The sequence below is a fragment of the Phyllobacterium sp. RCAM01083 genome (assembly GCF_055685835.1).
Genome location: NZ_JBVFZN010000002.1, coordinates 293,943 through 315,063, shown reverse-complemented (window position 1 = coordinate 315,063; position 21,121 = coordinate 293,943). Strand labels below are relative to the sequence as shown.

The following is a 21,121-nucleotide window of genomic DNA, read 5'->3' as shown; positions in this document are numbered from 1 at the left end:
AGGAGCAATCAATGATCAGGGAAAGCTACGTTCACGGTGCATGCAGCCAGCCGCTGATCGGCGAAACGATCGGGCGGCATTTTGACCATATCGCTGGGCGGTTTCCCGACCGTCCCGCCCTTGTGGTCCGCCACCAGAATGTGCGCCTGAGCTATGCCGAACTGAAGCAGCGCGTCGACGCCGTCGCAGCGGGCCTCATCGCCCTCGGCCTGACACCCGGTGACCGCATCGGCATCTGGTCACCCAACAATCTGGAATGGGTGCTGACCCAGTTCGCCACCGCCAAGGCCGGGCTCATCCTCGTCAACATCAATCCGGCCTACCGCTCGCACGAGCTTGAATATGCCGTCAACAAGGTCGGCTGTGCCGCGCTGATCCTGTCGCCCGCCCTGAAGACCAGCAATTACCTCGACATATTGCGCGAGATCGCCCCGGAACTGGACAGCTGCGCGCCCGGCGAACTCCGCTCAGCGAAGCTGCCGACGCTGCGGACCGTCATTCGACTGGGCGCAGACAAGACGCCGGGGATGCTCAACTTCGCCGATCTCGAACAGGCAGCCACAGCGCAAGCCATCGAACAGCTGCAGGCGCTGGCCGCCGTGCTGCAGTTCGACGACCCGATCAACATCCAGTTCACCAGCGGCACCACCGGCAGCCCAAAGGGCGCAACGCTCAGTCATCACAATATTCTCAACAACGGCTTCTTCATCGGCGAGGCGATGCGCCTCACCGAAATCGACCGCCTGTGTATCCCGGTGCCCTTCTACCATTGCTTCGGCATGGTTCTCGGCAACCTTGCCTGCCTGACCCACGGCGCCTGCATGGTCATACCGGGCGAGGCATTCGATCCGCTGGCGGTGCTGCAGACGGTGGAGGCCGAGAAGTGCACCGGACTGCACGGCGTGCCGACCATGTTCATCGCCATACTCGGGCATCCCGACTTCAAAGCCTTCGACCTCAGCAGCCTGCGCACCGGCATCATGGCAGGCTCGCCCTGCCCCATCGAAGTGATGCGCAAAGTCATCCACGACATGCACCAGGGCGAAATCACCATCGCCTACGGGATGACCGAGACCAGTCCGGTCAGCTTCCAGAGTTCCGCCACCGACCCGCTGGAACGGCGCGTTTCGACGGTTGGGCGCATTCATCCGCATGTCGAGGTCAAGATCATCGATGCGGATGGCGCCATTGTCGCGCCTGGTGTTACCGGTGAGCTTCTGACCCGCGGCTACAGCGTCATGCGCGGCTATTGGGGCGATGATGCCAATACCGCAGCCACCATCGACGCCGCCCGCTGGATGCACACCGGCGATCTCGCAACCATCGATGCGGAGGGCTATTGCAACATTGTCGGGCGCATCAAGGATCTGGTGATCCGGGGCGGCGAGAACATCTATCCGCGCGAGATCGAGGAGTTTCTCTACACTCATCCCGGCATCGCCGACGTGCAGGTGTTCGGCATCCCGGACAGCAAGTACGGCGAATGCCTGTGCGCCTGGATCAAGGTGCGGCCCGGCGCCAGCCTCAGCGAGCATGACGTGCTGCACTTCTGCAAGGGCAGGATCGCCCACTACAAGGTGCCAGCCCATATCCGCTTCGTCGAGGACTATCCGATGACCGTGACGGGCAAGATCCAGAAGTTCATCATGCGGCAGGCCATGATCGACGAGCTGGGCCTCATGGAGGCAAAAACCGCCTGAGTGGCAGTGGGCCTACTCCGCCGCGTGCGGCGCCGCCGCACCTGTGCCGCGTTTGCCGAAGACCCTGCGCCACAGCTGCGTCGATCCGCGCGACATGTCTTCCATGTAGAGGAAGATCACCGGCGTGATGAACAGCGTGAGGATTTGCGAGGCGAACAGGCCGCCGACCACGGCCACGCCAAGCGGCTGGCGCAATTCCGAACTGGCACCCGCACCGATGGCAATCGGCAGGGTTCCCATCAGCGCGGCGAGCGTCGTCATCATGATCGGCCGGAACCGCACCAGACAGGCTTCGCGGATCGCGTCGTGCGGCGTGTCACCCGCCCGCTGCCGGACAAGGGCAAAGTCGACCATCATGATGGCGTTCTTCTTGACGATGCCGATCAGCATCAGCATGCCGATGATGGCGATCACGCTGAGGTCAAAGCCGAACAGTTGCAGCGTCGCCAGCGCCCCGGCGGCCGCCGCCGGCAGGCCGGTCAGGATGGTCAGCGGATGGATGAAGCTCTCATAGAGAATGCCGAGCACGATATAGATCGTCAGGATCGCCGCGCCGATCAGCAGGCCCTGATTGGACAGCGCCTGCTGGAACACTTTGGCGGTGCCGGTGAATGTCGAGGAAATCGAGTCGGGAACATTCAGTTCCGCCTTGATCTTGTTGATTTCTTCCACCGCCCTGCCCAATGCAATGCCCTGCGGCAGGTTGAAGGAGATGGTCACCGCCGGCAGCTGGCTCAACTGGCTGACAGCCAGCAGTCCGGCACGCCGCTCCACATGGGCGAAGGAAGACAGCGGGATGAGCTTGTTGGTCGTCGTCGAGCGGATCTGCATCTGGTCGAGCTTGTCGGTCGTCCAGGGGATGGACGGATCGAGCTCGAGGATCACCTCGTAGCTGTCGCCGGTGGAAAAGATGGTCGAGGCCTGATTGGTCCCAAAGGCGTAATAGAGCGAATTGCGCAGCTGCGTCGATGAAATGCCGAGGAGCCGCGCCTTGTCCGCATCGATCACCAGATTGGCCTGCAGCGCATTGTTCTGCAGGTCGCTGGTCACATCGGCAAAATATTGCCGGTCCTGCTGCAGCGCCAGCAGGAATTTCTGCGACCATGGATAGAGATCGTCGGCATTGATGCCCTGCAGCACGAACTGGTACTGCGCGCGCGACGACGTGCTGCCGATGCGCAGGTTCTGGATGGCGATGGGATAGCTGTTGATGCCGGGCACCTTGGCCAGCGACTGGCGCAGGTCCGTCAGCAGCGGGTCGAGCGCCAGGCGCTGGGATTTGGGTTTGAGCTCAACGAAGAAACTGCCCTGGTTGAGGCTCGATGAATTGAAGCCGCCGCCGATGGTCGACGCCACATGCGCCACATAGGGCTTGCTCCTCAGGACATCGGCCACCTGCTTCTGCAGCGCCACCATGGCATCGAATGAAATGTCCTGCCGCGCTTCGGTCGAGATGGAAAGCTGGCCGATATCCTCGGTCGGCAGAAAGCCCTTGTCGATGGACGAGAAGAGATAAAGCGTTGCAACAACCGTCAGAAGAAAGATTCCGAAGACAACGATACGGAAGCGCAGGCAGACATCGAGCATCCAGCGGTAGCCGCCAAGGACCGCATCGAAAACCCGCTCCGTCAGCGGCTTGCGGCCCTTTCCATCGTCATGCGGAATGGCCGGCATGTGGCTGCACAGCATCGGGGTCAAGGTCAGCGATATCAGCGCCGACGCCACGATCGCCACGGTCACCACGACGGCAAATTCGTTGAAGATGCGCCCGACCACGCCGCCCATCAGCAGGACGGGGATGAAGACTGCCACGAGCGACGCGGTGATGGACACGATGGTGAAACCGATTTCCTCGCTGCCCTTGAGCGCCGCCTCGCGCGGCGGCATGCCCTCCTCGATATGCCGGGATATGTTCTCCAGCATGACGATGGCATCGTCCACCACCAGCCCGACGGAAAGCGTCAGACCCAGCAGCGAGATATTGTCGATGGAAAAGCCGAACACATACATCACGCCCAGCGTGGCGATCAGCGACAGCGGCACGGCAATCGTCGGGATAAGCGTGGCTGCGATCCGCCGCAGGAACACAAAGATCACCATCACGACCAGCGCGATGATCAGGATGAGCGTAAATTGCACATCCGATACGGCCTGCCGGATCGATGTCGAGCGATCGTTGAGCACGTTCAGGCTGGTGGACGCGCCGAGCTCTTCGGCGAATTTCGGCAGCATGGTCCGCACGCGGTCCACCACATCGACCGTATTGGCGCCGGGCTGGCGGAAGACGGCCAGCACCAGCGCCTTCTTGCCGTCATAGCGGCTCTCGGTCTGGGTATTGGCAACGGAATCCACCACCCGCGCCACGTCGCCCAGGCGCACCGGCTTGCCATTGGGCGATGCGATCAGAATCTGGCGGAATGTGTCAGCATTCTTCGACTGCGTGTCGGCCTCGATCGCCATCTGCTGGGTGGGGCTGGTGAGCGTTCCCACCGGCGCGATCGAATTGTTGTCGGCCACGGCACTCGTCAGTTCATCGATGCCGATGCCGCGTGCCTTCATCGCATTGGGATCGACCTCGATGCGCACGGCGAACTGCTTGGCGCCGAACACCTGGACCTCGCCGACGCCATCCACGGTCGACAGGGAGGGCGAGATGACCTGCTCGGCATAATCGTCGAGCTTCGACAATTGCGCCATATCGCTTTGCAGCGCGATCAGCAGAATGGGAGCATCGGCGGGATTGGTCTTGCGGTAGCTCGGCGGCGTCGTCATGTTCGCCGGCAGCTGCCGCAGCGTCCGCGCGATGGCTGCTTGGACATCGGCGGCGGCCTGATCGATGTTCCTGTCGAGCTCGAATTCGATGGTGACGCGGGTCTGCCCCTGCGTGCTGGTGGCGCTGATCGTCGAAACGGAAGGTATCGTGGCGAACTGCTTGATCAGCGGCGTTGCCACGGCATTGGCCATGGTGTCGGGGGCGGCACCCGGCAGCTGGGCGGAAACCGATATGACGGGGAAATCGACCTGCGGCAGGGCGGCCACAGGGAGGAACTGATAGGCAAACAGGCCCGATGCGGCCAGCGCGACGGAGAGGAGGATTGTTGCGATGGGCCGTCGGATGAATATGGCGGAGATGTTCATTGCACCGTGTCCGTCTTGATCGGATCCGGCGCAACCGCATCGGCGGCCGACAGTGCGGGCGCCGCATTGTCCACATCGGCCACCGTTTCAATGACGCTCGACCCGTCCTGCAGATGCAGCTGCCCGTCGATGACCACATGGTCGCCGGATTTCAGGCCCGCGGTGGTAACGGCGGTATCGCCGACCGTTTCAACCACGGTCACCGCCTGCTTGATCACCTTCTTGTCGGGGCCGACGACAAAGGCGAATGTCCCGTCATTGCCCTGCTGAATGGCGATCAGCGGTACGGTCACGGCGTCCTTGTGCGTGCCGATTTCGACCGTTGCGTTGATATACTGGCCGGGCCACAGCGCGCCGTCATCATTGGCCACATCCGCCTTCAGGACAATCGTCCCGGAGGCCGTGTCGACGCTGGAATCGACAAAGTTGAGCGGGCCTGACGCAATCACTTCCTTGCTGCCGGGAACCTTGACCAGAACGTCGAGCTGACGTTCCTTCATCGCATCGCGCAATGTCGGCAGATCGCTTTCCGCCACCGTAAACGACACCCGCAGCGGTGCCATGCGCGTGATGGTCAAAAGACCGCCGCCGGTGTCCGCGGTGCGCACGAAATTGCCGACGGATGTGTTGACCACACCGACACGGCCATCGATGGGTGCCTTGATGGTCATGTAGGAGAGGAGGACCTCGTCGGCCTGGATCTGCGCCGTATCCATGGCGATCGACGCTTTCAACGCATTGACGACGGCAAGCGCCTGATAGGTCTGCTGCTGGGTATTGATTTTCTGGCTTGACAGGGCCTGCGCCGCGATCAGGTCCTGGTTGGCGGAATCGAGATTGGCCTGGTCCTTGGCCAGTGCCGCCTTGTCCTTCTCGATCGTCGCTCGGATCGTCCGGTCATCCAGTTGAAAAAGCACGTCCCCGGCCTTGACCATCTGCCCGTCCTTGACATTGGCCGCCATCACCATGCCGTCGGCTTGCGGCCGGATGATAACCGTGTTGATCGGCTCGATATTGCCGACAACCGTCTTGGTGATGGGCACGTCTTCGGTCTTAGCCGTGGCGGCAACAATCGATGGAACGGCGGCAGACCGCCCCTTGCCGGACCCTGCAGCCTGCGCTGTCGCGGCAACCGTCGTCGGCCCCTTGCCGGCAGGCGGCGCGTTCAGATGGGGAGAGAGAAAGATGTAGCCGAGTCCGGCCAATACAACGAACGCGATCAAAAGACCCAGACGTTTCACTGCACGCTACCTCCAGGGCACCGCCCGTTAGCCAACAATGTATCGGCTATGGACTCTCTCACCTTCCCGGCATCTTGTCGAATGACCATTTTGTCATGTTTGCTGCAATGCACAGGGCGGCAATCGCCCGGATCAGGCAATGCAATCAGCACTTGAAGCCGACCAAGCAATGCGCGTACTCCTATCAGGAGAACGAAGGGGACCGCGATGCTGACACACCTGAACATTCCATCGGCAATGCGAGTGGTCCTTCTGTGTCTGTGCACGGCACTTCCCGGCGTTTTCGCAGCGGCCACAACCGCTTGCGCCCAGACCGCGGCGCCGGAAACCGTCACCATCGTGCTGCAGCGGGGCCAGAGCGAAGCCGACATCAACAACACGCTGCGGGCCGCCTATGCCAGCGGCCGCAACGTTGTCGTGCGTTGGGAGGATCCGGCACCGGCGCCCGCACCGGCAAAAGCCAAGGCCTTGCCCGCCGCGCAGCCGGGCGATAGCCCGCTCGATCAGGCCGAAGCTCTGGCCGAGAATGCGCTGGATTCATTCGGCACCGGTCTCTCCGTCGGGCTCACGGGCATCGGCCACATCGTCGAACTGCCCTTCATGATGGACAAGGGGCTGCAAAGCCAGGGCGGCGACTGGGGTCAGGTTACCCTCGTCACGCTGGGTGCGCTGCTTGCCGCCGCCGCCGCGGGCTGGATCGTCTTCCGGCTTGGCACGGCGCTGATCGTCCGCCCGCTCGGCGAGGATGCCGATCTCGTCCATCGCGCCCGCGGCTCGCTTGCCCGCACGGTGCGCGACATTGCCGGCATTTGCGCCTTCATTGCCGTCGGACACATCGTCATCAACGTCCTGACGGCCGACGCGCCGATGGCTTCTACCCTGACGTTGAGGCTGCTGCACGCCGCGGCGCTGACCCTGGTCTATGCGGCGGTCGGACGGCTGTTCCTCTCGCCCGGCGATCCCCAGGCAAGGCTCCTGCCCATCAACAATCCGCAATGGCACTTCCGCATGCTGGTTGCCTATGGCCTCACCGGCGCCCTGGTCGGCCAACTCGTCCGCCTGTCCCTGGAAAGCGGTGTCAGCCGCGGCGTCACTGAAGGCTGGTTCCTGATTGCAGCGACCGTGGTTACCGTTCTGAAGCTCTGGTGGTTCATTGGCGGGCGCAGGGACATCACTGCGGTCTTTGCCGGACCGGCACCGAGCATGACCCGGCAGGTGATCGCAAGCGCGCTTCCGGCATTCCTGTCCTTTGTTGCCATCCTGATCTGGATTGTCGGCTGCATGGCAGCCAGTGCTCCGCAGCGCGCCCATTGGGGGGAAGCAGCGGGCGCAACCCAGGTCATCGTCCTGCTGATACCCATCATCGCCCTTGGCATGCATGCGCTGATTGCGGCCATGCAGGAGCGGCACAAGGATGACATGCCCCTGCCGCCGCTGGCGCAGGCTTTCATCGCGGCCATCCAGACGCTGGCGACCGGGGGCATCTGGCTTCTCGGTCTCTTCCTCATTATCCGTCTGTGGACCAGCTACATGGACAGCGCCTACGCCATGGCGCTGTCGCTCATCACCGGCCTGCTGCGGATCAGCGTTGCCGTGGTCGTCGGCTGGGCCATCTGGAGTTTCCTGCGGCACTATTTCACCGCCCTCTCTCCCTCCTCGCGGCCGCTGCTGCCGGGACAGGAGGACACGGACGGTCCAACGCGCACCGCCGCCGGACGCCTCTCGACAATCCTGCCACTGGTGCGCGATCTCGCCTTTGGCGCCATCGTTGCGATCACCGCGCTCGTGGTGCTTTCATCCCTCGGCATGGATATCGGACCGCTGCTTGCCGGCTTCGGCGTTCTCGGGCTGGCCATTTCCTTCGGCTCGCAAACGTTGGTGAAGGATGTGGTCTCGGGCATATTCTTCATTGCCGACGATGCATTCCGCACGGGTGAATATATCGACACCGGCAAGCTCAAGGGCACCGTCGAGCGCATCACGCTGCGCTCCCTGCAGCTGCGCCATCAGAACGGCCCGGTGCACACCATCCCCTTCGGACAGATCCAGTCGGTGACGAATTACAGCCGGGACTGGAGCACGATCAAGTTCGAGCTGCGTTTCGACCGCGACACCGATCCGGAAAAGATCCGCAAGACGGTCAAGAAGGTCGGCCAGGACATGCTCGAGGATCCGGAATTCGGCCCGGAATTTCTGGTTCCGCTGAAATTCCAGGGCATTCAGGACATCACCGAGAATTCGATGATCGTCCGGCTCAAATTCACCGCCAAACCGGGCAACCCGTCGCTTATCCAGCGTGAGGCGATGAAGCGGCTGCTCGTGGCCTTCCGCGAAGCCGGGCTCCTGCTGGCATCCAATGCGGTGACCGTGCGCTCGGGGACCAACGATACGGCCGGTGCCGGTGCGGCAACCCAGATCGCCCTGGAGAAGGCCGCCGAACTCGCGTCGACGCAGGCGGCCAAGCCGGGCTAGAGCCACTCCGGCGCGCCGGCAAGCGCGACAGGCTGGACGATCAGCCCCTGCTCCGTCGCCTGCAGATAGGCCTCGACACCATAGATCCGGCGCATGTGATCGGCCGTCAGCACCTCCGCGGGCCTGCCGTCGGCGACGATCCTGCCTGCGTGGATGAGAACCAGCCGGCTGCACCAGTGCGCGGCAAGGCCGAGGTCGTGCAGGGATGCAACCACAGCCGAGCCCTTGCCGGCCAGATCGGCGAGCGACTGCATCAGGCCGATCTGATGTGCCGGATCGAGCCCCGCCGCCGGTTCGTCCGCAAGCAGGAGCGCCGCATCCTGCGCCAGGGCACGGGCGATCAGCACCCGCGCCCGCTCGCCGCCGGAAAGGTCGAGAGCCGAACGATGGCGCAGCTGCTGAACATCCATCCGCTGCATCGCCTGTTCGACCAGTGCCGCGTCATGCGCGCTCGGCCGGGAAAACCCGCGGCGGTAGGGCGTGCGGCCGAGCGAGACGAGATGTTCCACCGACACGGCCCAGGCGATTTCGCGGTCCTGCGGCAGATAGGCGGCGTGCCTTGCCCGCTCCCCGATGTTCATCCGCCTCGCCGGTTTTCCGGCAATGCCGATGTCGCCGCTCGACGGCACCAGGCCGAGGATGCTCCGCAGAAGGGTCGACTTGCCCGCACCGTTCGGGCCGATCAGCCCGACAAATTCACCGGCGCGAACGTCAAGCGATACATCGTGCAGGACAGCCCTGGAACCGAGCGACGCATGGACATGGGACAGGCTGAGGATGGTCATATCAGCGTCCTCCGCGTGCGGAACACCAGCCAGAGGAAGAAGGGCGCGCCGATCATGGCCGTCAGCACGCCGAGCTTCAAATCCCGGCCCGGCGCGATCAGGCGCACGAGGATATCGGCTGCCAGCAGCATCGATGCGCCGCCAAGCGTGCTGGCCGGCAGCAGGCGCGACGGCCGGGCACCCACCAGCGGCCGCAGCACATGCGGCACGATCAGGCCGACGAAGCCGATGGCACCGGCAACGGCGGTGGCCGCCCCGACGGATGCGGCCGTGCCCAGAATGGCGAAGAACTGCACCCTCCGGATGTTGATGCCCATGCTGGCGGCAGCATCGGGGCCCAAAGTCAGGGCGTCGAGCGCGCGGCCGAGGCTGAACAGCAGCGCCCAGCCCGCAAGGATGAACGGAGCGGCAAGCTGCACATGCAGCATGGAGCGGTCCGTGAGGGATCCCAGCATCCAGTAGACGATCTCCATCGCGGCAAACGGGTTGGGCGACAGGTTCAGCGCCAGCGTGGTCATCGCCCCGGCAAAGCTCGAGACCGCGACACCGGCGAGAATGATGGTCAGCGTACCCGCGCCGCGGCCGGCCAGCGCCTGCACCAGGAAGACCGCGAGAACGGCGCCTGCCAGCGCCATCAGCGGCAGGGCAAGCGGGAAAGCCAGGGACAGGCCGGTATAGATGGCGATCACCGCGCCGAGCGATGCCGACGCGCTCACCCCGAGAAGGCCCGGTTCCGCCAGCGGATTGCGCAGATAGCCCTGCAGCACCGCGCCGGAGAGTCCGAGGGTCGCCCCGATCATAAGGCCGAGCAGCGCGCGCGGCAGCCGTATTTCCCGCATGACGATGACGATGGCATCGCCCTGTCCCGTCAGCAGGGCGCGGATACTGTCCGAAATGCCCAGTGCGGCCGGACCGGCGAGCAGCGACAGCACGAACAGGACAAGGGTCAACAGCGCAAGCCCGGACAGGAGAAGGCGGTAATGATCCTTCATCTGGAGCCCTCCCGCCGTGCCGCATCCGACAGCAGCTTGACGGCCTCTGCCGTGAACGGTCCGCCGCATATCCAGTACTTGTCGGGGATATCGACGGGCTGCCGCCCCTGCAGCGCCGCCCGAAACGCCGGATGGAGCTGCGCGTCATAGGCAAGGGCGGGCGCCGGATAGGCGTTGTGGGTGGCAATCAGGTCCGGCTTGGCCATGACCAGTTGTTCGAGTGACAGTTTTTGCGTGCCGTCGAGGCCGAGCTTTTCGCCCATATTGATCAGCCCCGCCCGGTTGACGACCTCACCGGCCAGGGTGTTGCGGCCCGAGGTGATCTGGTTGGCATAATAGAGCGCGACGGTGGGCGCATCGGCGCCGTGTGCCGGAACGCTTGCCAGGGCTGTGTCCATCGCGCCCAGCAGTTCTTCCGCCCTGGCTTCGCGCCCGAGCAAGGCACCCATCCGCCGCACATTGGCGCGGATATCGTCGAAGGAAGATTCCGGCGGGAATTCCTCGACGCGAAATCCCAGTCGCTTGAGAATATCGGTCGTGGCCCGCGTGGTGTAGGTGCTGGTCAGGACGAGATCCGGCTGCATCAGGAATATCTCTTCCGCCTGACCATGATTGAGCGCAAACGCCCCCGCCTCCCCGGCCAGAACCGATACGGTCGCGTCCCCGGCGAGATAGGACACGGAAACGAGCTGCCCGCCCGATGCCAGCAGCATCGCCAGCTGATCGGTGCAAAGGTTCATGGAGACGACACGCCCCGGTGCTTCGGCCGAAGCGGAATCGACCGTGGCAAGCAGCGCAATGGCGGATGCCAACCACGCCGCGCCTGCGCCGGCAGCCCGTCTGTATCCCCTGCTCACGCCCGCAAACTCCCCTTGCCCCTCATACAGCCGAAACCTTGGCGGCATGCGGCGACCTGCCTATAGCTGCCATCAATATCGTCCGGCGTATAGTCATTCCTGCGGCATATCCATCGTCTGACCGGTTGACATCCCGTTTTGCCGCTTCCACCATGGGACAGATTCCGGGAGAGACAATTGGACATTCGCAAGATTGGTAAAACGCCGCTGGCCGTCACTGAAATCGGCTTCGGCGGGGCGGCGATTGGCGGGCTGTATCGTGAATGCACGCGCGACGCCGCTATGGAAACCCTGCAGACCGCATGGGATGCCGGCATACGCTATTTCGACACGGCGCCGTTTTACGGTTTCGGCCTGTCGGAGCGCCGGACCGGCGACTTCCTGCGCGACAAGCCGCGTGACAGCTACGTGCTTTCGACAAAGGTCGGCCGCCTCATGCGCCCGGTGCCGGAGGATCAGGTCCCCGATCATTCCTACGTCAATCCCCTGCCCTTCGCCGTCGACTATGACTACAGCTATGACGGCATCATGCGTTCCTTCGAATTCAGCCTGGCGCGCCTCGGCCTGAACCGGATCGATATCCTCTACATCCACGATATCGGTGCCTACACCCATGGTGCCGGACAAAACGCCGTCTATATGGACCAGCTGCTCGGCAGCGGGCTGAAGGCGCTGGACGAACTCAAGTCGGCCGGGGCGATTGCCGCCTATGGGCTGGGGGTGAACGAAGTCGAGGTCTGCCTCGATGTGCTGGCCCGGCATCCGCTCGACTGCATTCTTCTCGCCGGACGCTATTCCCTGCTCGACCGCGCGGCCGAACGCGGCCTGCTGGATGTCTGCCGGGCGCAGAACACCTCCCTCGTCATTGGCGGCGTGTTCAATTCCGGCATTCTGGCGACGGGTCCCGTCCCCGGCGCGCATTTTGATTATGGTCCGGCATCCCCGGATATTCTCGAGCGCGTCCGCGCCATGCAGGCCATCGCGGAGGCCGAAAATGTGCCCCTGGCAGCCGCCGCCATCCAGTTTCCGTTCCGCGAACCGTTCGTGGCGAATGTTTTGATCGGCACCGCCAAGCCCTCGAGCCTGACCCGCAATCTGGAAATTTTATCCACGAAAGTCCCGGAATCTGTATACACCGACTGCGAACGTTTCGTCCTTCGCTAAATTCTTCTAAAAGATCGCTCCGGATTAGTATCGGCATGGGTTTCATCGGGTGGCAGCAACCGCTAATTTGCTGATCTGCCTTGCAATATCAGCCATTGCATATTCCGCTCATCTGATTACATAAGGGCTCGCTGACTGCGTTCAGCGCGCCCGGCTGGCGTATGCGGCGGCCGGAAATCAGGCAATGAATGGAGCAACGCCCGGCTCTCTTTCATGTGTTGACACGAAGTATTGAGCGAGAGACCCAGGGATGACTGCATCTTCGTCAGCGACCGTCACGGCGGCACCTATTCATGCAACGGATGACCTTTCGGCACCGGTTGCATTTGCGATTCCCGACAATGTGTTCGCGGAAACGGTCACCGAGGTGCGCCACTATACCGATCGCCTGTTCCGTTTCCGTATCACGCGGCCCACGAGCTTCCGCTTCCGTTCCGGCGAATTCGTCATGATCGGCCTGCCCAATGCGGAAAAGCCTGTCTATCGCGCCTATTCCATCGCCAGCCCGTCCTGGGACGAAGAAATCGAATTCTTCTCGATCAAGGTCGACAACGGCCCGCTGACCGAGCATCTGCAGAAGATCAAGCGCGGCGATACGGTCCTCCTGCGCAAGAAGTCGACGGGAACGCTGGTTCTCGATGCGCTTCTTCCCGGCAAGCGGCTCTACATGCTGTCGACGGGAACCGGCGTCGCCCCCTTCGCCAGCCTGATCCGCGACCCCGAGACCTATGAAAAGTTCGAAGAGGTCATCCTGATCCAGACCTGCCGGGATATCGCCGAGCTGAAATACATCACCGAAATGGTCGAGGGCATCAAGGATGACCCGCTGATCGGTGAATTCGCCGCCGACAGCCTGCGGCTCTACACGACGACCACGCGCGAACCGTTCACCCATATGGGCCGCATCACCGACCTGATGCAGAGCGGCAAGCTGTTCAGCGATCTCGGCCTGCCGCCGCTCGATCCCGAAACCGACCGCGGCATGATCTGCGGCTCGATGCACATGATCCACGACACCAAGGCCATTCTGGAATCCTTTGGCCTGGTCGAGGGCGCCAACAACAAACCGGCGACCTATGTGGTCGAGCGGGCTTTCGTCGGCTAAAACCTGCCTGCAGAAACATCTGGAATATCGTGCCCGGTCTCCTTGAGGCCGGGCATTTTGCTATGCGTCTTGCCTCACTGACTTGTGACACCTTGTCTCTTCTAAAACATGAGTCCACATGCTATATGTGTGAATGTTATAAGCACCCTTATGAGTTTCAAAACCCCACATCATGGACGACACACCCACTCTTGGCTTTCTGCTGCACGATGTTGCGCGGTTGCTGCGCAAGCGGTTTGAACAACGGGCGAAATGCCTCGGCCTGACCCGGTCGCAGTGGCAGACGCTGGCCTATCTGTCCAAGAATGAGGGGATTCATCAGGCTGGCCTGGCGGAAATCCTCGAAATCGAGCCGATCACGCTGGTGCGCATCCTCGACAAGCTGCAGGAGCGCAACCTGATCGAGCGGCGCCGGCACCCGACCGACCGCCGCATCTGGCTGCTGTTCCTGCGCGATGAAGCGCGGCCGCATCTGGCGGATATGCGCGTCATCGGCGAAGTCACCCGGTCCGAAGCCCTCGAAAATGTGCCGGCGGAAGACCGCGAACATCTCATCCGCACTCTAACCCTTATGAAGTCCAATTTGATCGATGCCTGTCAGACACCGGTCGATGACAGGAAGACACACCATGGCTGACGGATCTCCCAACTCCCGCATTCCCGCCAATACCGATCACCCCGCCGCACCGGGGCACGCCGCGCCTGTTCTGGAAAAGACCGATGCACCCGGCGAAACACCCGTTGCCGCCCGCGTCAACGAACCGGTGCCGCTGCCCGATATCACGCCGCCGAAAACCCGCCGCAACCGTCTGCGTCCCGTGCTCTTCGCCGCGCTGCCGCTTGCCCTCGTGGTCGGCGGCTATTTCTACGTCACCGGCGGGCAGGTCATGTCCACCGACAACGCCTATGTGCAGGCGGACATGGTCGGCGTTTCCACCGATATATCGGGGCTGGTCAGCGCCATCGACGTGCATGACAACGAGGTCGTCAAGCAGGGACAGATCCTGTTCCGCATCAATCCCGACGTCTACCGCATCGCTCTTGAGGGTGCGCAGGCGCAGCTCGGCACCGTTCGCAACCAGATCCTCAACCTGCAGGCGAGCTACAAGCAGACGCTGGCGGAAATCGCCCAGGCGGAATCCGACATTCCCTTCTACCAGAAAACCCTGCAGCGCCAGGCGGACCTGACCAACACCGCCGCCGTCTCCAAAGCCACCTACGATCAGGCCAAGCATGATCTCGATGCCGCGCAGCAGAAGGTCGATGTCGCCAGGGCACAGGCTGCCACCACGCTCGCCCAGTTGGGCAACAATGCCGACCAGCCCGTCGAGCAGAACCCGTCCTATCTCGCCGCAAAGGCAACCGTCGACAAGGCCCAGCACGATTTTGACGCGACCACCGTGCGCGCGCCCTTCGATGGGATCGTGACCAATGTCAGTTCGCTGCAGGTCGGCGCCTATCTTCAGGCCTCGCAGGCCGGTTTCAGCCTGGTTTCGACAACCCATATGTGGGTCGCCGCCAGCCCCAAGGAAACCGAGCTGACCTATGTGAAGCCCGGCCAACCGGTGACCGTGACCGTCGACACCTATCCGGGCGTCGAATGGAAGGGCACGGTTGCCAGCATCAGCCCGGCCTCCGGCTCGAGCTTCTCGCTGCTGCCCGCACAGAATACAACCGGCAATTGGGTTAAGGTTGTGCAGCGCATCCCCATGCTCGTCAGCATAAACGACATGGCAGGCAAACCGCCCCTGCGCGTCGGCATGAGCGTGACGGCCGAGGTGGATACCGGCCATGCACGCGGCCTGCCGCAGTTCGTGCAATCGCTCCTGGGCAGCAAGGATCATGTCTAGCACCGTCGCACTGCCGGGCACCGCACCGGTTGCCAATCGCGGCGCGATCACGGCCTGTGTCATTCTTGCCGTGATCATGCAGGCGCTCGATACGACCATCGCCAACGTGGCGCTGCCCTACATCCAGGGCAGCGTTGCGGCGAGCGCCGACCAGATCAACTGGGTCCTGACCTCCTACATCGTTGCTGCCGCCATCATGACGCCGCCTTCGGGCTTTCTCGCCGCCCGCTTCGGCCGCAAGCGCGTGCTGCTCACCGCCATCGCCGGGTTCGTCGTGGCGTCGGTGCTGTGCGGCATTGCCCAGTCGCTGCCGCAGATCGTGGCTTTCCGGCTGTTGCAGGGCCTGTTCGGCGCCTCGCTCGTCCCCCTGTCGCAAGGCATCCTTCTCGACATCTATTCCGTCGAGGAGCGCGGCTCGGCCATGGCGCTGTTCGGCGTTTCCGTCATGGTTGGTCCCGTGCTCGGCCCCGTCATCGGCGGCTGGCTGACCGACAATATCAGCTGGCGCTGGGTGTTCTACATCAACGTTCCCATCGGCCTTCTCGCCTTTGCCGGCATCGTTGCCTTCGTCACCGAAACCGGGCGCGAACTCAAGGCCAAGCTGGACTGGTTCGGCTTCGGCACGCTCAGCCTCGCCATCGCCGCCCTTCAGCTTTTTCTCGACCGCGGCGAACAGCTCGACTGGTTTTCTTCCGGCGAAATCCAGCTGGAAGCGCTGGTCTGCGTCAGCGCGTTCTACCTGTTCCTCAGCCACACCTTCACGGCCGAACGGTCCTTCGTCAATCCAAGGCTGTTTCTCGACCGGAACTTTGCCGTCAGCATGTTCTTCATCTTCATCGTCGGCGTGACCTATCTCGCCTCGCTCGCCCTGATGACGCCGTATCTGCAGACCCTCATGGGCTATCCCGTCACCACGGCGGGTATCGTCATGGGCCCGCGCGGTGTCGGCACGATGGTGTGCATGTTCATCGTCGGCCGTCTCATCGGCAAGGTCGATACGCGCTTCCTCCTGGTGCTCGGCCTCGGGCTCACCGCCTGGGCCATGTACGACATGACCGGCTGGACGCCTGACGTATCGCAGTGGACCATCGTTTCGGTGGGCTTCATCCAGGGTGCGGGCCTCGGCTTCCTGTTCGTGCCGCTGACGACGATTGCCTTTGCCACCCTGCCCGCCAGCATGCGCGGCGAAGGCACGGGCCTGTACAATCTCTCGCGCAACATCGGTTCCAGCGTCGGCATTTCCATCGTCACGGCGCTGATCACCGAGAATGTGCAGACCAACCACGCCTCGATCGCCGCCTATGTCACGCCGTTCAACCACGCCTTCAATGCGCCTGCCGTGATGCAGCATCTCGACCCGCTGAAGGCGGCGGGCCGCGCTTCGCTTGACGGCATCATCACCCTGCAGGCCACGATCATCGCCTATATGGACGATTTCAAGCTGCTGATGCTGATGTCGCTGGCGGCTATCCCGCTGGTGTTCCTGCTGCGCAAACCGGCACCCAGCGCAGCGCCGCCGGAACATGCGGTGATGGAATGAAACAAGGGCGGGCAGTCCATCGGACCGCCCGCCCTTTTATCATGGTAACCGCGTCTTACCGCGCTGGCGGCGCATACATCAGGCCGCCGGCATTCCACAGGGCGTTGATGCCCCGGTCGATCTTCAAAGGACTGCCCTTGCCGAGATTGCGGTCGAACATCTCGCCGTAATTGCCGGTTGTCGACACGATGTTGTAGATCCAGCCCTTGTCGAGGCCCAGCGGCGCACCCGTATCCCCCTCGGCGCCCAGAAAGCGCTTGATCGACGGATTGCCGGATTCCATCTGCTTGGCGATGTTCTCCCTGGTAATGCCCAGCTCTTCCGCCTCGATCATCGAGAACAGCGTCCAGCGGACGATGTTGAACCAGCGGTCATCGCCCTGGCGCACGGCCGGTCCCAGCGGCTCCTTGGAAATGATCTCGGGCAGTACCATGAACCCCTCGGGGTCGGACAGGGTCAGCCTTTGCGCGTAGAGTGCGGAGGCATCCGTCGTGTAGACATCGCAGCGGCCGTTGTTCAGCGCGACAATGGTTTCATCCGGGCGCTCGAACGAGACGATCTCGTAGGTGATGTTGTTCGCCTTGAAATAATCGGCGACATTGAGTTCCGTCGTCGTGCCGGTCTCCGTGCACAGCGAGGCGCCGGAGAGCTCCTTTGCGCTCTTCACGCCCAGCGACTTCTTCACCATGAAGCCCTGCCCGTCATAATAGGCGGTGCCGACGAATTTGAGGCCCATGGTGGTGTCGCGTGAAAGGGTCCATGTGGTCTGGCGCGACAACAGATCGGCTTCGCCGGACTGCAGTGCGGTGAACCGGTCCTTGGTGGAAAGCGGAATGAAGTTGACCTTGTCCGGGTCGCCGAAGATTGCCGCGGAAACCGCATGGCAGAAATCGACGTCGAAGCCGGTCCATTTGCCCGTGCTGTCCGCATTGGAAAAGCCGAGGACGCCCTGGCTGACGCCGCAATTGACGCGGCCGCGTTCCTTGATCACCGACAGCGTGTCGGCCTTGGCGGGGGTGGCGGTAAAGGCTGCCGATGCCAGCAGCAGGGCCAGAAGTGCAGTCCGTTTCATGATGTTCTCCCTCATTGTGATTGAATAAATCTTTCCCGTCCGCCGGACAGCTGCCCGGCGGTTCGTTCGTTCTTCGGTGTTTGGATCACTGGTTCGCCAGGACGGCCGTGAACGTGTCCTCCAACACGTCGATCAGATAATCCGCATTCACCCGGCTGAAAATCATCGGCGGGCGCAGCTTCAGGATGTTGTCGTGCGGTCCTTCCGTTCCCATCAGGACACCGCGTTCCCTGGCACCGTTGTTGATGGCGCGGGCGATCTCCGTGGCCGGATGTTTGGTCCTGCGGTCCGTCACCAGCTCGATGCCGAGAAACAGGCCCTGTCCGCGCACATCGCCGATGACGGCATGGCGGGCCTTCATCTCCTCGAAGCGCTGCAGCAGGTAATTGCCTGTGTCCAGCGCGTTCTGCCGCAGATTGTCGCGCTCGATCACGTCGAGCACCGCAAGGCCCACGGCACAGGAAACGGGATTGCCGCCGAACGTGTTGAAATATTCCATGCCATTGTTGAAGGAAGCCGCGATCTCGCGCGTCGTCACCACCGCCGCCATGGGATGGCCGTTGCCGATGGGCTTGCCCATGGTGACGATGTCGGGCACGACGCCTTGCGTCTCGAACGCCCACCAATGGCTGCCGACGCGGCCGAAACCAACCTGCACTTCATCCGCCGCACAGATGCCGCCGGCGGCACGCACCATCGCGTAGACCTCTTTGAGGTAACCATCCGGCAGGAACACCTGACCGGCAACGCTGGGAATGGACTCGGCAAGGAACAGGCCCGGCGCTTTTCCGGCCTTGCGCATCAACTCGATCTGTTCGGCAACGCTTTGCGCATAGCGGCTGGCGATCTCCGCCTGCGGCCAGTCGGACGGCGCGCGGTAAGGATCGGGAATGGCGGCCTCATAGACATGCGGCTCGCGGCCCTTGCCGCCTCGACGCTTGTATTTGTAGGGGCTGAGCTCGATCAGTTCCTGCGTCGTGCCGTGATAGGCCCAATCGAGCACAATCGCCTCCTCGCGTCCCGTATGCGCCCGCATCATCCGCAGCATCAGGCTGTTGGCCTCGCTGCCCGAACAGGCAAAGGTCGCGACCGCGAGGTCACCGGGCAGTGTCGCGGTCAGCCGCTCCGCATAGGTGACGATGTTGTCGTGCAGATAACGCGTGTTGGTGTTGAGCAGGCCCGCCTGCCATGACAGAGCCCTCACCACATCCGGATGAGCATGGCCGAGATGACAGACATTGTTGAAACAGTCGAGATAGGCCCGGCCGCGATCGTCGATCAGCCAGACACCCTCGCCGCGCACGAACTTGATCGGCTCCGCATAGGAGATCGACAGATTGGGCAGGAGCGACGTACGGCGCGCGGCAACAATGGCCTCCCGGCTGCGCCCCGTCTGCTGGAATGTCTCGCGCGGCAGGCCGATGAAATTGGCCGGGTCCGGGAAGAGTTCGCCCCAGACCGGGAGATAGCGCGCTTCGCCGACGCCAAGAATGGCGGTTGCCGACAGGGATGTATCGACCGACAATTGCAGGTGCAGATGCGGTGCCCAGCCGCCATTTTCTGCCGGCGCGCCCATTTGGCCGACGAGATCGCCCGCTTGAAGCACGTCGCCCGGACGCAGCCGCGTCAGGGCCTCATGCGCAAGATGCCCCCACAGCGTTGCAAAGGGCGGGCAGCCGTCCGGCGCATGCTCGAGCTTGACGAGGCAGCCATAGCCGAGCGGATCGGGCTCGATGACGACTTCTGCGACAGTTGCCGCAATGGGGGTGAACAGCTTCGTGCCTGCCGCCATGAAGAGGTCAAGGCCGAGATGCCGGGTGCGCCGCTCGCCGGCAATGAAACGCGATTCGAACATCACACCGGTATAGACGGAACGTTCCTCGCCCCACGGCCCGATGCCAAGCGCAATACCGTTTTCCGCGCAATAGGCATCCCACCATGCGGTTGCCTTGTCCGGCTGCTGCGCCGCGGACCAGACGGTCATGGCATTTTCGGGATCGCCATAGGGAACCAGCGCCTTGGCCGCGGTGGCCGGATGCTGCGCGAGAACGGGAGCAAAGGTCCGGTTGTTGCGCTTGATCCAGCCGGCAACCGCCTTGGCACCCGCAGATGCATCATATCCGCAGGCATGGCGGAAAATCGCCGTGGCAAAGCCCGGATTGATCGCATCGAGGCGCCGCAGCAATGCCCATGCGGGCGCCTCGCTGATGGCGAGATAGGGATTGTCATCCGTCTTGTCCTTGCGCTGCGCCGACAGCGTGACGCTGGTGACGAGCCGCATGGCGATCAGGTCGAACAGCAGGTCCAGCTCCTGTTCCTGCAGGGGATATTCCGCATGGAAACCCGCAACGATGGCGACTGCCGCCCCGATGGGATCGTCGAGATCGAGAATGGAATAGGCGCAGGCCACCGCCACTTCCGCGATCAGCACGCTGTGCAGCGCGTCGCCGAAATCGATCAGGCCGGCAATTTTCCCCGGATTGTCCGCGTCGACCAGCACGTTCCAGTCATTGGCGTCATTGTGGATGACGGCGGCGCGTAAACGAGGCAGGCACGGCGCCACCCGCGCCTCGAACCGGTCGAGGAAGCGGCCGAGCAGCGCACGATCCTCGGCATTGTCGATATATTTCAGGCGCTGGCGCGACAGGCCCGCCGCCCGCATGTCCCAGTCGAATGTCCTGAGCGCGCCGGGGTGCATGAAGCCCTGCATGGCCCTGTCCAGCCGTCCAAGCATCCCACCGAGGCTTTGCAGGACCGCCGGCGTGCGTTCGCGTTCGGCCAGGGGATCGCCGTCCTGCCACGACACCATGCGGATGCAATGCCGTTCGCCGGTCGAGGATTGAACCTGCACCAGTACCTGCCCGTCCAGCGAATGGCGCAGTCTTGGCACCGGCAGATCGGATGCGTTTGCTTCGAGATGATGCAGCAGCGCCGTCTGGAAATCGCTCTGATCCTTCGGCTCGCTGGAATTGACGGCCTTGAGAATCCAGATGGAGCCATCCGATGCATCGATCCGGAAATTCTGGTCGCGTTCACTGGCCAAGGAACTGATCCGGCCCTCGACGCCAAAATGCTCCTTGGCGATGGCGAGCGCTTCCGCATTCGAAAATGCCGGTGCCGGATGGGACAGATTGATCATGCATCAACTCCTTTTCGCCAGAGCTTGGCACGGGCCTCAAAATGGGGCATCCGTTAATCCGCCGGT

Annotated in this window: 14 protein-coding genes; 7 read left to right on the top strand and 7 right to left on the bottom strand. The window is 63.0% G+C overall.

The annotated features are described in order from the left end of the window. The first annotated feature begins 11 nt into the window (after positions 1-11). Complete coding sequence (locus tag ACZ25R_RS01420) at positions 12-1,700, top strand: AMP-binding protein (RefSeq protein WP_472459767.1); 1,689 nt, start codon at positions 12-14, stop codon at positions 1,698-1,700. A gap of 12 nt (positions 1,701-1,712) precedes the next feature. Here the strand turns inward: ACZ25R_RS01420 and ACZ25R_RS01415 are convergent, their stop codons facing one another. After that, positions 1,713-4,838 (bottom strand): efflux RND transporter permease subunit, encoded by a 3,126-nt coding sequence (locus tag ACZ25R_RS01415; RefSeq protein ID WP_472459766.1) that lies wholly within the window; start codon positions 4,836-4,838, stop codon positions 1,713-1,715. Next, on the bottom strand, positions 4,835-6,079 hold the full coding sequence (locus tag ACZ25R_RS01410; RefSeq protein WP_472459765.1) for an efflux RND transporter periplasmic adaptor subunit: 1,245 nt from the start codon (positions 6,077-6,079) through the stop codon (positions 4,835-4,837). The genes ACZ25R_RS01415 and ACZ25R_RS01410 overlap by 4 nt, the downstream gene beginning before the upstream one ends. A 207-nt stretch (positions 6,080-6,286) precedes the next feature. Here ACZ25R_RS01410 and ACZ25R_RS01405 point away from each other — a divergent pair, with 207 nt between their 5' ends. Next, the gene (locus tag ACZ25R_RS01405) at positions 6,287-8,551 is read left to right on the top strand and encodes a mechanosensitive ion channel domain-containing protein (protein ID WP_472459764.1); all 2,265 of its coding nucleotides are present in this window, start codon (positions 6,287-6,289) and stop codon (positions 8,549-8,551) included. Here the strand turns inward: ACZ25R_RS01405 and ACZ25R_RS01400 are convergent. The 3 genes from ACZ25R_RS01400 to ACZ25R_RS01390 are packed head-to-tail and all read right to left on the bottom strand — an operon-like array spanning position 8,548 to position 11,185. Beyond that, positions 8,548-9,336: an ABC transporter ATP-binding protein gene (locus tag ACZ25R_RS01400; RefSeq protein ID WP_472459763.1), complete on the bottom strand. Its 789-nt coding sequence runs from the start codon at positions 9,334-9,336 to the stop codon at positions 8,548-8,550. The genes ACZ25R_RS01405 and ACZ25R_RS01400 overlap by 4 nt on opposite strands. Then, positions 9,333-10,328 (bottom strand): FecCD family ABC transporter permease, encoded by a 996-nt coding sequence (locus ACZ25R_RS01395; RefSeq protein ID WP_472459762.1) that lies wholly within the window; start codon positions 10,326-10,328, stop codon positions 9,333-9,335. Before ACZ25R_RS01395 ends, ACZ25R_RS01400 begins: the two co-directional genes overlap by 4 nt. Beyond that, positions 10,325-11,185 carry an ABC transporter substrate-binding protein gene (locus tag ACZ25R_RS01390; RefSeq protein WP_472459761.1) on the bottom strand — a complete coding sequence of 287 codons (861 nt, stop codon included), beginning with the start codon at positions 11,183-11,185 and terminating at the stop codon, positions 10,325-10,327. The genes ACZ25R_RS01395 and ACZ25R_RS01390 overlap by 4 nt, the downstream gene beginning before the upstream one ends. 177 nt (positions 11,186-11,362) lie before the next feature. On the opposite strand from ACZ25R_RS01390, the gene ACZ25R_RS01385 reads away from it, so the two are divergent. The 5 genes from ACZ25R_RS01385 to ACZ25R_RS01365 all read left to right on the top strand — a co-directional run bounded on the left by ACZ25R_RS01385 (position 11,363) and on the right by ACZ25R_RS01365 (position 16,844). Continuing rightward, entirely contained in the window at positions 11,363-12,349 is a 987-nt protein-coding gene (locus tag ACZ25R_RS01385; protein WP_472459760.1) for an aldo/keto reductase, read from the top strand. 250 nt (positions 12,350-12,599) lie between these two features. After that, a complete protein-coding gene (locus tag ACZ25R_RS01380; protein WP_223615424.1) occupies positions 12,600-13,454 on the top strand; it encodes a ferredoxin--NADP reductase in 855 nt (284 codons plus the stop codon). A gap of 172 nt (positions 13,455-13,626) precedes the next feature. Next, positions 13,627-14,091, top strand: coding sequence for a MarR family winged helix-turn-helix transcriptional regulator (locus ACZ25R_RS01375; RefSeq protein ID WP_105735155.1), 465 nt, complete (start codon positions 13,627-13,629; stop codon positions 14,089-14,091). Further along, on the top strand, positions 14,084-15,304 hold the full coding sequence (locus ACZ25R_RS01370) for an HlyD family secretion protein (protein ID WP_472459759.1): 1,221 nt from the start codon (positions 14,084-14,086) through the stop codon (positions 15,302-15,304). The genes ACZ25R_RS01375 and ACZ25R_RS01370 overlap by 8 nt, the downstream gene beginning before the upstream one ends. Then, positions 15,297-16,844: a DHA2 family efflux MFS transporter permease subunit gene (locus tag ACZ25R_RS01365; protein WP_223615426.1), complete on the top strand. Its 1,548-nt coding sequence runs from the start codon at positions 15,297-15,299 to the stop codon at positions 16,842-16,844. The genes ACZ25R_RS01370 and ACZ25R_RS01365 overlap by 8 nt, the downstream gene beginning before the upstream one ends. Before the next feature lie 55 nt (positions 16,845-16,899). On the opposite strand, the gene ACZ25R_RS01360 is transcribed toward ACZ25R_RS01365, so the two are convergent. Beyond that, positions 16,900-17,916: an amino acid ABC transporter substrate-binding protein gene (locus ACZ25R_RS01360; protein WP_464664398.1), complete on the bottom strand. Its 1,017-nt coding sequence runs from the start codon at positions 17,914-17,916 to the stop codon at positions 16,900-16,902. Positions 17,917-18,001: 85 nt separating this feature from the next. Then, the gene (locus ACZ25R_RS01355) at positions 18,002-21,055 is read right to left on the bottom strand and encodes an aminotransferase class III-fold pyridoxal phosphate-dependent enzyme (protein ID WP_472459758.1); all 3,054 of its coding nucleotides are present in this window, start codon (positions 21,053-21,055) and stop codon (positions 18,002-18,004) included. Positions 21,056-21,121 lie beyond the last annotated feature (66 nt).

What these genes read in the sequence shown, in the direction of transcription:
- ACZ25R_RS01370 (WP_472459759.1), top strand. Translation starts at nt 14,084, where the DNA reads ATGGCTGACGGATCTCCCAACTCCCGCATTCCCGCCAATACCGATCAC.
- ACZ25R_RS01375 (WP_105735155.1), top strand. Translation starts at nt 13,627, where the DNA reads ATGGACGACACACCCACTCTTGGCTTTCTGCTGCACGATGTTGCGCGG.
- ACZ25R_RS01405 (WP_472459764.1), top strand. Translation starts at nt 6,287, where the DNA reads ATGCTGACACACCTGAACATTCCATCGGCAATGCGAGTGGTCCTTCTG.
- ACZ25R_RS01415 (WP_472459766.1), bottom strand. Translation starts at nt 4,838, where the DNA reads ATGAACATCTCCGCCATATTCATCCGACGGCCCATCGCAACAATCCTC.
- ACZ25R_RS01420 (WP_472459767.1), top strand. Translation starts at nt 12, where the DNA reads ATGATCAGGGAAAGCTACGTTCACGGTGCATGCAGCCAGCCGCTGATC.
- ACZ25R_RS01360 (WP_464664398.1), bottom strand. Translation starts at nt 17,916, where the DNA reads ATGAAACGGACTGCACTTCTGGCCCTGCTGCTGGCATCGGCAGCCTTT.
- ACZ25R_RS01400 (WP_472459763.1), bottom strand. Translation starts at nt 9,336, where the DNA reads ATGACCATCCTCAGCCTGTCCCATGTCCATGCGTCGCTCGGTTCCAGG.
- ACZ25R_RS01355 (WP_472459758.1), bottom strand. Translation starts at nt 21,055, where the DNA reads ATGATCAATCTGTCCCATCCGGCACCGGCATTTTCGAATGCGGAAGCG.
- ACZ25R_RS01395 (WP_472459762.1), bottom strand. Translation starts at nt 10,328, where the DNA reads ATGAAGGATCATTACCGCCTTCTCCTGTCCGGGCTTGCGCTGTTGACC.
- ACZ25R_RS01365 (WP_223615426.1), top strand. Translation starts at nt 15,297, where the DNA reads ATGTCTAGCACCGTCGCACTGCCGGGCACCGCACCGGTTGCCAATCGC.
- ACZ25R_RS01380 (WP_223615424.1), top strand. Translation starts at nt 12,600, where the DNA reads ATGACTGCATCTTCGTCAGCGACCGTCACGGCGGCACCTATTCATGCA.